The 11,604-nt window shown below is 74.5% G+C and carries 12 protein-coding genes; 6 read left to right on the top strand and 6 right to left on the bottom strand.

Annotated elements, in window-relative coordinates:
* Positions 1–90: 90 nt before the first annotated feature.
* Both QC029_RS25850 and QC029_RS25845 read right to left on the bottom strand, forming a co-directional pair.
* Entirely contained in the window at positions 91–1,167 is a 1,077-nt protein-coding gene (locus tag QC029_RS25850) for an LAETG motif-containing sortase-dependent surface protein (protein WP_279558211.1), read from the bottom strand.
* An 859-nt stretch (positions 1,168–2,026) separates the two neighbouring features.
* Positions 2,027–2,305, bottom strand: coding sequence for a chorismate mutase (locus QC029_RS25845; protein WP_279558210.1), 279 nt, complete (start codon positions 2,303–2,305; stop codon positions 2,027–2,029).
* 314 nt (positions 2,306–2,619) lie between these two features.
* Between QC029_RS25845 and guaA the strand changes: the two genes are divergently transcribed.
* The 4 genes from guaA (at position 2,620) to QC029_RS25825 (ending at position 6,469) form a co-directional block, all read left to right on the top strand.
* Positions 2,620–4,209, top strand: a complete 1,590-nt coding sequence (gene guaA / locus QC029_RS25840; RefSeq protein WP_279558209.1) for a glutamine-hydrolyzing GMP synthase — start codon at positions 2,620–2,622, stop codon at positions 4,207–4,209.
* 111 nt (positions 4,210–4,320) lie between these two features.
* On the top strand, positions 4,321–4,932 hold the full coding sequence (locus QC029_RS25835) for a Uma2 family endonuclease (protein WP_279558208.1): 612 nt from the start codon (positions 4,321–4,323) through the stop codon (positions 4,930–4,932).
* Positions 4,933–5,166: 234 nt separating this feature from the next.
* A complete protein-coding gene (locus tag QC029_RS25830) occupies positions 5,167–5,775 on the top strand; it encodes a Uma2 family endonuclease (protein ID WP_279558207.1) in 609 nt (202 codons plus the stop codon).
* 241 nt (positions 5,776–6,016) lie between these two features.
* Positions 6,017–6,469 carry an SRPBCC domain-containing protein gene (locus QC029_RS25825; RefSeq protein ID WP_279558206.1) on the top strand — a complete coding sequence of 151 codons (453 nt, stop codon included), beginning with the start codon at positions 6,017–6,019 and terminating at the stop codon, positions 6,467–6,469.
* 52 nt (positions 6,470–6,521) lie between these two features.
* Here QC029_RS25825 and QC029_RS25820 read toward each other — a convergent pair whose 3' ends face one another.
* Both QC029_RS25820 and QC029_RS25815 read right to left on the bottom strand, forming a co-directional pair.
* Positions 6,522–7,196, bottom strand: a complete 675-nt coding sequence (locus tag QC029_RS25820) for a response regulator transcription factor (protein WP_279558205.1) — start codon at positions 7,194–7,196, stop codon at positions 6,522–6,524.
* The gene (locus QC029_RS25815; RefSeq protein WP_279558204.1) at positions 7,193–8,446 is read right to left on the bottom strand and encodes an ATP-binding protein; all 1,254 of its coding nucleotides are present in this window, start codon (positions 8,444–8,446) and stop codon (positions 7,193–7,195) included. The genes QC029_RS25820 and QC029_RS25815 overlap by 4 nt, the downstream gene beginning before the upstream one ends.
* Positions 8,447–8,577: 131 nt before the next feature.
* Here QC029_RS25815 and QC029_RS25810 point away from each other — a divergent pair, with 131 nt between their 5' ends.
* Both QC029_RS25810 and QC029_RS25805 read left to right on the top strand, forming a co-directional pair.
* Entirely contained in the window at positions 8,578–10,041 is a 1,464-nt protein-coding gene (locus tag QC029_RS25810; protein ID WP_279558203.1) for a PspC domain-containing protein, read from the top strand.
* On the top strand, positions 10,038–10,265 hold the full coding sequence (locus QC029_RS25805) for a hypothetical protein (protein WP_279558202.1): 228 nt from the start codon (positions 10,038–10,040) through the stop codon (positions 10,263–10,265). Before QC029_RS25810 ends, QC029_RS25805 begins: the two co-directional genes overlap by 4 nt.
* A 7-nt stretch (positions 10,266–10,272) precedes the next feature.
* Here QC029_RS25805 and QC029_RS25800 read toward each other — a convergent pair whose 3' ends face one another.
* Both QC029_RS25800 and QC029_RS25795 read right to left on the bottom strand, forming a co-directional pair.
* Complete coding sequence (locus QC029_RS25800) at positions 10,273–10,986, bottom strand: hypothetical protein (protein WP_279558201.1); 714 nt, start codon at positions 10,984–10,986, stop codon at positions 10,273–10,275.
* Entirely contained in the window at positions 10,987–11,523 is a 537-nt protein-coding gene (locus QC029_RS25795) for a SigE family RNA polymerase sigma factor (protein ID WP_279558200.1), read from the bottom strand.
* Between the last annotated feature and the right edge of the window lie 81 nt (positions 11,524–11,604).

Here is an 11,604-nt window from a genome sequence, read left to right as displayed (position 1 = left end):
GGTGGAGCGGCCCGGCCGCTCCACCCCTCCCACCTCTTCACTCAACCGCGTTCCCCGCCCGTGTCCCGGGCGGGTCACACCGTCATCGCGTCACGCGGCGGCGGAGGTGTCCGCACCGGCGCCGTTGCGGCGCCGCACCACGTACACCGCACCGGCGCCCAGCGCCACGGCCGCGGCGCCCGCGAGGGCGAACATCGGCAGCGCGGAGGACGAGCCGGTCTCGGCGAGCTGGCCCTTGAACTCCTTCACGTCGCCCTGCGGCTTGATCCTGACGGGGTTCTCGCCGGTCTGCGGCTTGGCGTCGTTGACGTCGCCCGGCTTCCGGCCCGCGGCGACGACCTCGAAGTCGTACCACTTCTCGTCGTAGCTGCAGCCGTTCTCGTCGGCGTAGACCCCGAAGGCGATCGCGACCGCGGAACCGGCCGGGGCGCTCGCGGAGATGCTCAGGCGCAGCCGGATGGAGACCTTCTCGCCGGCGGACACGGGCAGGTAGCCGCCGATGTTGCCGCCGTCGGAGAGGTCGCTGGACCACGTCTCGCCGTCGAAGTACTGGAACGTCGCGTACTTCGAGGCGAGGTCGCCCTCGAAGTCGCTCTCGATGTCGTCCTTGTAGAGGACGCTCGCGCCGATGATGACCTCTTCCAGGTCGTCACCCCCGCTGTTGTCCAGGTTCAGGCTGAACTCCTTCCAGCCCGAACCGGCGACGATCTTGTTGGGGAAGCCGGAGAGGCTCGCCTGGAAGCCGGCCTCGTTGCACTCCGGGAATTCCTCGCCCGGAAGCTCCGGCTCCTCGGGCTTCTCCGGGGTCTCCGGCTCCTCGGGAGTTTCGGGCTTCTCGGGGAGCTCGGGGTTCTCCGGGTTCTCCGGGACCTCGGGGAGTTCGGGGTTCTCCGGGTTCTCCGGGACCTCGGGGAGTTCCGGGTTCTCGGGGGTCTCCGGGACCTCCGGGTTCTCCGGAACCTCGGGGTTCTCCGGAACCTCGGGGTTCTCCGGCTCCTCGGGGTTCTCGGGGGTCTTCGGCTCCTCGGGGTTCTCCGGCTCCGTGACGGTGGAGGTGCCCGGGGTGGTCTCGTGGTCGTCGGCGTACGCGGCGGGCGCCGCCATCAGCGCGACGGGCGCGATGACGGCTGTGACGGCGGCGGCCGCGAAGGCACGGCGAAGCTTCATGTATGACCTCATCTGGATTGAGGCGAAAAGAAAGTAGGGACGCCTTCGCGCAGTCGGGCGCGGCGGGCTGCCAGCACACTAGGGGCCGGGCGGGGACCGGCGCGGACGTGTTTTCGAGGGCCCGCCGAACCCCGCGCCGGGAACGGCTCGGCATAAGGGGCGGAAGCGTTCAGTTGCCCACGCTCACCCAGGTTTCGGTGTGTCTTATCTCACATGCCGGCGTGGTTTTTCCGTTGCGGGTCCGTGACAGGAGGTGCCACAACCCTTCGGCCCTCCCGTTCGTCCCCGGGGTCTCCGCCGCGCCCGGAGCGCGAGAAGGGCCCCGGGCGCCGGCCGGGTGGGTGTGGCCGGCGCCGCGGGGCCCTCACGGTCAGCGTTGGCGTCAGGGCTTCGCCAACGCTGAGGCGGCGCCGGGGGGAACGCCGCGAGGATGGTCCTTCAGCGCGGGGCCCGCGCGTACGGACCCACTTCGCATCGTGATGGATGCGCCGCCCGTCACGCAACCGTTTCGACCCGAACCGGCAGTCCTCCGTGCAACCTGTCCGGAACCGGCCCACGCCCCTGGGGGCGGGTCGCGGAGCGGTCGGTCCACGGCGTCCCGAGGACCGACCGCCGGTGACGTGACCGGACCGCTGTCCCCTGCCGTCCGGTCACCGCACCGGAGCGAGGTCCCACGACGCCCGGTCCTCACCTCCCGAGGGAGGACGGCGTCTCATCGCTCCGATGCGCTCCCCACCGCCGCCGGGCGCCCGGTTGGCTCTGGGGTCGCCAGGTCCAACGACGGCGTCCCCCGGCGGTAATGCGCCGTACGGGTGGTAACGGCATGTGATGCCCGGGTTCGCGCCTGCGGCACGCGGACTCAGGCGCGCCCGCGGCACAGCTCCAGCAGGGTCATGGCCAGGGAGGTGCCCGGCCTGCCCAGCCGCTCGCGGTAGCGGGTGAGGATCTCCATCTCGCGCGAGAGGCTCACCCTGCGGCCGCCCGCCTCGATCCGGGCCCGCTGGATGCGGGCGGAGACCTCCACGCGCTCCCGCACCAGGGCGATGATCCGGCGGTCCAGCTCGTCGATCCGCCCGCGGTCCTCCGCGATCCGCTCCTCGGCTCCGGTGGCGGCGGCGGGTGTGGTGGTGATGGCCATGGCCGTACGTCCCTCCTGGGGTCGTGCGCCGCCGGCCGGTCACGCGCCGGGAACACGACGGGCGCCCCGGGCCTTGACCGGCCCGGGGCGCCTGGGAAGTCGCTCGTCAGTCGTTCACGCAGCGAGACCACGGCAGCCGGCCGGGCCGGTGCCATAGGTAAACCAGAAGGTCTGCGCGAACATGCGGGCCAGTATGCCCCCGGACGCCGGACAGGGCCAGCCGGGGACCGGACGGTGAGACGGCCGGTCGGGTGCACACCCCCGGTAGACTGGGCTTTCCCAGCCCAGATCCACGCCGAAAGGCAGCCAGCCCCGTGGCATCAGAGCCCACCGCGCCCGACGTTCCGGACACCGTCCTCGTCGTCGACTTCGGCGCGCAGTACGCCCAGCTCATCGCCCGCCGCGTCCGCGAGGCCCGGGTCTACAGCGAGATCGTCCCCTCCACCATGCCGGTGGAGGAGATGCTCGCCAAGGACCCGAAGGCGATCATCCTCTCCGGGGGCCCGTCGTCCGTCTACGCCGAGGACGCGCCCGGCATCGACCGCGCGCTGTTCGAGGCCGGGGTGCCCGTCTTCGGCATGTGCTACGGCTTCCAGCTCATGGCGCAGGTGCTGGGCGGCACCGTGGACAACACCGGCCGCCGCGAGTACGGCGGCACCCCGCTGACCGTCACCAGGCCCGGCTCCACCCTGTTCGAGGGCACCCCCGTCGAGCAGTCGGTGTGGATGTCGCACGGCGACGCCTGCTCGGCCGCCCCCGAGGGCTTCGCCGTCACCGCCGCCACCGACGGCGTGCCGGTCGCGGCGTTCGAGAACGACGAGCGCAGGCTCTACGGCGTGCAGTACCACCCCGAGGTGATGCACTCCACGCACGGCCAGCAGGTGCTGGAGCACTTCCTCTACCGGGGCGCCGGGCTGAAGCCGACCTGGACGGCCGCCAACGTCGTCGAGGAGCAGGTCGCCGCCATCCGCGCCCAGATCGGCACCAAGCGCGCCATCTGCGGACTGTCGGGCGGCGTGGACTCCGCGGTGGCCGCCGCCCTGGTCAACAAGGCCATCGGCGAGCGTCTGACCTGCGTCTACGTGGACCACGGGCTGATGCGCAAGGGCGAGTCCGAGCAGGTCGAGAAGGACTTCGTGGCCGCCACCGGCGTCCAGCTCAGGGTCGTGGACGCCGAGAAGCGCTTCCTGGACGCGCTGGCCGGGGTCTCCGACCCCGAGGAGAAGCGCAAGATCATCGGACGGGAGTTCATCCGCGTCTTCGAGCAGGCCGCGAGCGAGATCGTCGCCGAGGCCGGCTCCGGCGAGGAGGCCGTGGAGTTCCTGGTGCAGGGCACCCTCTACCCGGACGTGGTGGAGTCCGGCGGCGGCACCGGCACCGCCAACATCAAGTCCCACCACAACGTCGGCGGCCTCCCCGAGGACCTCCGGTTCGAGCTGGTGGAGCCGCTGCGCAAGCTGTTCAAGGACGAGGTCCGCATGGTCGGCCAGGAGCTGGGCCTGCCGGAGGAGATCGTCCACCGCCAGCCCTTCCCGGGGCCGGGCCTGGGCATCCGCATCGTCGGCGAGGTCACCAGGGAGCGCCTGGACCTGCTGCGCGAGGCCGACGCCATCGCCCGCGAGGAGCTGACCGCGGCGGGGCTGGACCGCGACATCTGGCAGTGCCCGGTCGTGCTGCTCGCCGACGTCCGCAGCGTCGGCGTCCAGGGCGACGGCCGCACCTACGGCCACCCGGTCGTGCTGCGCCCGGTCTCGTCGGAGGACGCGATGACGGCCGACTGGTCGCGCCTGCCGTACGAGACGCTGGCGCGCATCTCGACCCGCATCACCAACGAGGTGGCCGAGGTCAACCGCGTGGTGCTGGACGTCACCAGCAAGCCGCCGGGGACCATCGAGTGGGAGTGACGCCTCCCGCGCCCTCCTGAACGTCAACGCCCGCGCCGCCGCTCACCCCTTCGAGCGGCGGCGCGGGCGTTCGCGGCTCGATACGCCGGGCCGAGGCCGAGAATCCCGCCCATGGGAGGAACCATGACCGCCGAGCCGCTGCCCGGTGCGTCCACCGGCCGGTGGCCGATGCCGCCGCAGGACGGCTGCACCGTGGACGACTTCCTCAGCCTGCCCGACCTCCCGCCGCACACCGAACTGGTCGACGGGAGCCCGGTCTTCGTGGGCCCGCAGCGGAACCTCCATGCGCCGACGCCGTACCTGCCGGAGCACGGCCTGCGGGCGACCGTGCCCGAGCACTACCGGGTACGCCGTGAGACGGTCGTGGTGCTCACCGACCGCACCGCGCCCGAACCGGACCTCTGCGTGCTCCGGGCCGGGGCCGTGCGGAGCCGCCGGCAGGCGCGCTTCGAGGCGGAGGACGTGGTGCTCGCGGTCGAGGTCGTCTCGCCCGAGTCCGAGGAGAGGGACCGCGACACCAAGCCCCACAAGTACGCGCGGGCCGGCATCCCGCACTTCTGGCGCGTGGAGATGACGGGGGAGAACGACGACCCCGTCGTCTGCGTCCACGAGCTGGACACCGTGACCGGGAGCTATGGGGTCACGGGCATCCACCACGACCGGCTGAGGCTCACCGTCCCCTACGACGTCGACATCGACCTCGCCGCGATCGACCACATGTAGTCGGCATGCGGGCCGCGGCCCCGTCCGCCGGGGCGGGCCCACGCACCGGCCAGGACGTCGCCCGCGCCATCGAAGGCACCCCGGAGGCACCCCGGAGACACCCCGGAGCCACCTTGGGGAGCCCTTCTCCCGGCCCGGCCTCCCGGTCAACGCCTGCATTGTGATTCACCCGTACGGGCGGCGGCACGGGTGTTTCCGGTGAGTCGGCCGGAGGGGCGTGATCACGATGGCGGCATGGACGATGTGGCGATCGCGAACGACATCGACGACGAGCCGTTCCCCGAGTGGCTGCGGCCCCCGCACCGGGGCTTCACGGTCGAGGACCTCTTCCGTCTGACCGAACTCCCGCCCCACACACAGCTCATCGACGGCGGCCTCGTCTTCCGGGCCCGGCAGAGTCTCTACCACGCGCGGGCCAACTCCCTGCTGGAAGAGGGCCTGCGCCGCGGCTGCCCGGCACATCTGAAGGTGCGCCGGGAGACGGTCGTCGTGCTCGGCCCCGGCCAGGCGCCCGAGCCCGACGTGTCCGTGGTCCGCGCGGAGGCCGTACGGGGCCCGGAGCCGGACCGCCACGGCGCCCGGGACGTCGTCCTGGTCGTGGAGACCGTCGCACCCGACTCGGCGATCCGCGACCGCGAACGCAAACCCCAGCTCTACGCGCGGGCCGGCATCCCGCACTTCTGGCTGGTGGAGGAGAGCCCGGGCCGCCGTCCGGTCGTCCACGTCCACGCGCTCGACCCGGCCGCGGGGGCGTACGTCCTCACGGGAGTCCACGAGGGCCGGCTGGTGCTCCCGGTGCCGTTCGGCATCGACATCGACCTCACCGCGATCGACCGGATGTAGGGCCGCCGGTGGCCCGTGCCGGTGCGCCCGCCCCGGCCACCGCCCCCGGCCGGAGCGGCGTCCCATCGCGTCGAGCTCGGCCCCGAGGGCCCCGGCGCGCGGCCGTCCGGGCCGTCCGGGCCGTTCGGGCCGGCTGGGCCGGGAGGAAGGCGGGCGGGCGGCGCGGCGATGAGTTTCCGGTGGCGGGGCCGTCTGAACCGGTGTCCCCTCGGAGGGAGGGGCGCCGAGACGGGAGAAGACGATGGACCGGAGCAGCGAGCCGCAGCGGTACGCCTACACCCTGACCCGCGAGCTGGACGCCTCCGCCGCGGAGGTCTTCGCGGCCTGGACGGAGCCCGAGCGCTACGTGCCGTGGTCCGGGGCCGTGCCGGGGACGGTGGAGATGGACGCGCGGCCGGGCGGCGCGTGGAGGGCCGTGATGAGCACCCCCAACGGGGGGAGTTTCCCCCTCACCGGCTCCTACCTGGAGGTGGAGGCCGACCGGCGCCTCGTCCTGGGCATGGACGTGCCCGGCCACGCCGGGCAGGCGGTCATGACCGTGGAGCTCGACGAGCCGGACGGCGCCGGACGGACCCGGCTCACGCTCGCCCAGAGCTGCGCCGACGCCGAGGAGCGCGACATGGCCGAGCAGGGCAGCGCGATGCTCCTGGACTCCCTCGCCGACCACTTCTCCGGGCGCGCCTCCGGCCGCTGACGCCGCTTCCGCGCGCGGGCGCGCGCCGTCACGCCGCCACGCCGCCACGCCGTCACACCAGGCGGCGGGCCGTCGCCCAGCGGGTGAGCTCGTGGCGGTTGGAGAGCTGGAGCTTGCGCAGCACCGCCGAGACGTGGCTCTCGACCGTCTTCACCGAGATGAACAGCTGCTTGGCGATCTCCTTGTACGCGTAGCCGCGCGCGATCAGGCGCAGCACCTCGCGCTCGCGCTGGGTGAGGCGGTCCAGGTCCTCGTCGACCGGCGGGGCGTCGGTGGAGGCGAAGGCGTCCAGGACGAAGCCCGCCAGGCGCGGCGAGAACACCGCGTCGCCCTCGGCGACGCGGAAGACGGCCCTGACCAGGTCGGCGCCGGTGATCGTCTTGGTGACGTAGCCGCGGGCGCCGCCGCGGATGACGCCGATGACGTCCTCGGCCGCGTCCGAGACCGACAGGGCCAGGAACCGCACCGGGTGCTCGGGGTCGGCCATCAGCGCCGCGCTGCGGCGCAGCACCTCCACCCCGCCGCCGCCCGGCAGGTGGACGTCCAGCAGGACGACGTCGGGGCGGGTCGCGGTGATGACGGTGACCGCCTGGTCCACGTCGGCGGCCTCGCCCACGACCTCGACCCCGGTCTCGGCGGTGTCCCCGATCTCCGCCTGGACGCCCGTGCGGAACATCCGGTGGTCGTCCACCAGGACCACCCGGGCCCGGCGCTGCTCCTCGCTCATGCTTCCGCCCTCTCCATCTCCAGCTCCACCACCGTGCCGCCCTCGGGGGCGGAGCGCAGTACGGCCGTCCCGCCGTTGCGCCGCATCCGGCCGATGACGGACTCCCGCACGCCCATCCGGTCCGGCGGCACCGCGTCCAGGTCGAAGCCGGGACCGTGGTCGCGCACGGAGACGAAGACCGTACGCCCCTCGACCTCCGCGAAGACCTGCACCGGGCCGCCCCCGCCACCGTACTTGGCGGCGTTGACCATCGCCTCCCTCGCGGCCTGGAGCTGCGCGCTCAGCCTCTCGTCCAGCGGGCAGTCGCCGACGCACACCACCTCCACCGGCACCCCGTGGTGGTCCTCCACCTCGGCCGCCGTGCGCCGCACCGCCTCGGCCAGGGTGTCCGGCTCGTCCCCCTCGTCCCTGCCCGTCCCGGCCGGCCGGTAGAGCCAGGCCCGCAGCTCGCGCTCCTGGGCGCGGGCGAGACGGGCCACCTCGCGGGGGTTGTCGGCGTTGCGCTGGATCAGGGTGAGGGTGTGCAGGACGGAGTCGTGGACGTGGGCGGCCACCTCGGCCCGCTCCTGCGCGCGGATGCGCATCAGCCGCTCCTCCGACAGGTCCTGCGTGAGGCGGACCAGGTACGGGCCCGCCAGCAGCGCCGTGCCCACCAGCAGCGCCAGCGACGCCTGGAGCACCGTGCCCAGGTGCGGGCCCAGACCCCGGGTGACGGCGAAGCCGGCGATGCCCAGGCAGACCAGGAGCGCCCCGGCGGCGCTGCGCGCGATGGGCAGCAGCCTCCTGCGGCGGCTGACCTCCACCCAGTGGGCGCGCCGGGAGTTGTCCGCCTGCCGCCAGACGACGGCCACGCCGACGCCGGCCAGGAGCAGGGGCCAGACGTAGGCGTTCGCCGCGCCGAACTGGAGGCTGGAGCCGAGGGTCCCCAGCGCCACGACCAGGGCCAGCAGCGCCAGGAGCTGGCCCTTGTCGGGCCTGCGGACGAGCCGTCTGCCGTCCGCCCTCCTGGGCGCGGCGTCGAGGCCGCCGGTGCCCAGCGGCACGACGAACCAGAAGGCGGCGTACACCAGGGTGCCCAGGCCGTCGGCCACCAGCAGGGCGAGGAACACGATCCGCACCCAGGAGACCGGCACCCCCAGATGCCCGGCCAGCCCGCGCGCGACACCGCCGAGCAGTCGCCCCTCGGCGCTGCGGTAGAGCCTGCGCAGCGGTGGGGACTCGGCGGCGGACGGCGGGGCGGCGGTGGTCATGCCACGATCGTCACACGGACGCGCGGCGCGGGACATCAGGGTCGGTCCCTGATCCGGCCCCGAGAACTCAGGGTCGCCTCCGGGACGCCCCCTGATGTCCCGCGCGTCGCGGGCACGTCACCATGGACCCCATGAAAGACGCCCAGCCGCCCGCCGGCGAGCCCGAGCCGGAGGCCCCGGGGACCCCGGACGCGCCGGACGCGCCGGAGGCCAGAGCGCGGCTCGTCCGCAGCCGCCGGCACAAGGTCGTCGCCGGGGTGTGCGGCGGTCTGGGCCGCCACTACGACCTCGACCCGGTGATCTTCCGGGTGCCGCTGGCCGTGCTGTCGGTCGTCGGCGGCCTCGGCCTGCTCTTCTACGGCTTCGCCTGGCTGCTCGTCCCGCTGGAGGGCGAGGACGAGAACGAGGGCCGGCGGCTGCTGTCGGGCCGGGTGGAGGGCACCTCGCTGAGCGCCGTGCTCTGCGCGCTCGTCGGCAGCGGCCTCTTCCTGACCTCGCTGGGCCGCGGCACCGGCGGTACGCAGATGTTCTCGGTGATGCTCGCCGGTTCCGTCGCGGGCGCCGCCTACTGGTCGCAGTACCGGCGCCGCGCCGCGGCCGCGGAGGAGGGGGGGAGGCCGGCGGACCCCTCGACCGCCCACGTCGTCGCGGACGCGCCCCCCGAGACCAAGGCCCCGCCCGCACCGGCCGGACCGTCGTGGTGGCGCGGGCCGCTGACGAAGGACGGGCCGCCGGGGAGGCCGGACGACACCGGGTACCTGTGGGGGCCGGAGGACGAGCCGTCCGTCGGGCCGTACACGGGGACGGCCGGTCCGCAGGAGGGGGCGGCCGGCGCGGACACGTCCCGGGACGCCCCCTCCCGGCCGCCCTCCGCGCCGCGCGGGCGGACGTCCATCGGGGGCCTGGTCCTCCTGCTGGCGATGGCCGCCGCCGTGGCCGGCACGGCCGCCGCCTGGGCCTCGCAGCCGCTGGGCGTCGCGCTCGCCGTCGGCTTCGGCTCGGCGCTGGGCGTCTTCGGCCTGGGCGCGGTGGTCAGCGCCTTCCACGGGCGCACGGGCGGGGGCACACTCTTCGCGATCGTGTGCACCGGCGTGCTGCTGACGGGCTCCCTGCTGCTGCCGAGGGACATCGCCACCGACTGGGCCGACGCCGCCTGGAGCCCGGCGGGCGCCGCCGCGGTCGAGGAGCGGTACCACCTGGGCACCGGCACGGCCACGCTCGACCTGTCGGGGGTGCGGCCGGAGGAGGGCCGGACGCTGCGCACGGCGCTGGACGTGGGCGCCGGTGAGGCGCGGGTCGTCGTGCCGCACGACGTCGAGGTGGAGCTGACCGTCGACGTGGGGGTCGGCGGCTACCGTCTCGCCGGGCTCCCCGGCGCCGACGGCTGGGGAAGCGCGCAGGGCGGCGGCGGGATCGGGGTGACCGGACGGCGCACGCTGCCCCCGGCGGAGGGCGGCGGGCCGGGAGGCACGCTGAGGCTGTACGTCCACGTCGGGGTGGGCGAGGCCGTGATCGTGCAGCACCTGCCGGACGGGACGGCGGACGGGACGGCGGGGGAACCGCGGAAGGAACCGGCGGGGGAGGCGGGACGGTGAGGCGGCACGCGTTCGAGCCCGCCCGGCTGCTGCTCGGCCTGGCGCTGCTGGGCATCGCCCCGGCCCACGTCCTGACGGCGCTCGGCCGGTGGGACGTCCCGCTGCCCGTGCTGCTGTCGCTGCTCCCCGCCGCGCTGCTGCTGACGGGCGCCACCGCCGCCGTCACCCACTTCGCCCGCCGCCGGCGCTGCGGGGCCCCGGCCGCCGGGAGCGTCCGGCGGTGACCGGCGGTCAGCCGGACGGGTCCCGGAAGGCGCCCCGGACGGTGTGCTCGCCCCCCGCCGCCGCGGCGGTCGCGGTGTAGGTGTCGCCCCCCGCGTCGCGCGCGCCGGCCGCGTGGTCGTACTGGGCCGCGAAGACGTGCCGCCCGGCGGGGACGGTCCGGCCCTCCTTCAGGGTCCAGCGGTAGACCAGCGCGCCGCCCTCCTCGCGGGTGGCGACGGTGAAGTCGGCCGCGGGCCGGGTCCGCCAGCTGCCGGTCTCCCGTACGCCGCCGGTCTGGGCGATCCGCACCTCCAGCACGAGCGCGGTGAGGGGCTCGCGGGTGGTGAGCGTGACGTTGCTCTGCGCCCAGTAGGCGTTGCTGTGGGGATCGACGACGCCCTCGGAACGCAGCGGCCCGCTGCCCGGCGCCGCGTCCGGGGAGGAGGGCGCCGCGGCGTCCGGATCCGGCGGGGGGAGCGGCACGGTGGCCACCTCCCGGGCCGGCCCGTCCTCGCGGACCGGGGAGGTGACGGCCTGGACGCCGGCGAGGAGGACCGCGGTGGACGCCACGGCGACGAGGGCGATCCGGGGCCAGGACGGGCCGGACGCCCGGGCGCGGACACGGCCGGGGGCGTCCTCCGCCCCGGCGGAGATGCCGTGGCGCACCCGTGCGCGCATGCGCGCACGGTCGGGCCGGTAGGCGCCGGCCTCTTCCCGCAGCAACTCGTGCAGGGGGTCCATTCAGTGCTCTCTTCCCAGCTCTCTTCCCACCAGTTCGCCGGCCGCCCGTGTCCCCAGCATCCGGCGCAGCTCCGCCATGCCCTTGGACGTCTGGCTCTTGACGGTACCCACCGACACGCCCAGCGCGAGCGCCGTCTCCCTCTCGGACAGGTCGAGGGCGTAGCGCAGCACGACGCAGGCGCGCTTGCCGAAGGCCAGCCGCGCCAGGGCCGTCCGCACGTCCACGACGGCCGCCACGTCCGGGTCGTCGAACCGCTCGGAGCGGTGGAGCCGGAACAGGTTCAGACGGCGCCGCTCGCGCACCGCGCTGCGGATGCGGGACCGGGCCTTGTTGGCGACGACGCCGCGGGCGTAGGCGACGGGGTGGTCGGCGCCGCGTACGCGGTCCCAGCGGTGCCAGAGCTCCACCAGCGCGTCGGCCGCCAGGTCCTCGGCCGCGTCCGGCTCGCCCGTCAGCATGTAGGCGAGGCGCGCGAGTTCGGCGTGGTGGCGCTCGAAGAAGTCATGGAACTCGGCCGACGCGTCGTCCAGGACCATGGCGAGCCTCCGTGTGATGTGCTCGTGCCCGGCGTGGGGCGCTGAGCATAGTAACCGCTTGTGAAACCTTGTTGCGTAAGT

It is taken from the genome of Streptomyces sp. DH37 (assembly GCF_029813835.1).
Taxonomy (GTDB): Bacteria; Actinomycetota; Actinomycetes; order Streptomycetales; family Streptomycetaceae; genus Streptomyces.
The sequence above is the reverse complement of the archived record's forward strand: the minus strand, read 5'-3'. Positions and strand labels throughout refer to the sequence as shown.

Bases quoted from the DNA above. Each gene is read 5' to 3' on its own strand.
- QC029_RS25835 (WP_279558208.1), top strand. From the start codon at position 4,321: ATGGGAGGAACCATGACCGCCGAGCCGCTGCCCGGTGCGTCCACCGGC.
- QC029_RS25815 (WP_279558204.1), bottom strand. From the start codon at position 8,446: ATGACCACCGCCGCCCCGCCGTCCGCCGCCGAGTCCCCACCGCTGCGC.
- QC029_RS25795 (WP_279558200.1), bottom strand. From the start codon at position 11,523: ATGGTCCTGGACGACGCGTCGGCCGAGTTCCATGACTTCTTCGAGCGC.
- QC029_RS25810 (WP_279558203.1), top strand. From the start codon at position 8,578: ATGAAAGACGCCCAGCCGCCCGCCGGCGAGCCCGAGCCGGAGGCCCCG.
- QC029_RS25820 (WP_279558205.1), bottom strand. From the start codon at position 7,196: ATGAGCGAGGAGCAGCGCCGGGCCCGGGTGGTCCTGGTGGACGACCAC.
- QC029_RS25830 (WP_279558207.1), top strand. From the start codon at position 5,167: ATGGACGATGTGGCGATCGCGAACGACATCGACGACGAGCCGTTCCCC.
- QC029_RS25845 (WP_279558210.1), bottom strand. From the start codon at position 2,305: ATGGCCATCACCACCACACCCGCCGCCGCCACCGGAGCCGAGGAGCGG.
- QC029_RS25800 (WP_279558201.1), bottom strand. From the start codon at position 10,986: ATGGACCCCCTGCACGAGTTGCTGCGGGAAGAGGCCGGCGCCTACCGG.
- QC029_RS25850 (WP_279558211.1), bottom strand. From the start codon at position 1,167: ATGAAGCTTCGCCGTGCCTTCGCGGCCGCCGCCGTCACAGCCGTCATC.
- QC029_RS25825 (WP_279558206.1), top strand. From the start codon at position 6,017: ATGGACCGGAGCAGCGAGCCGCAGCGGTACGCCTACACCCTGACCCGC.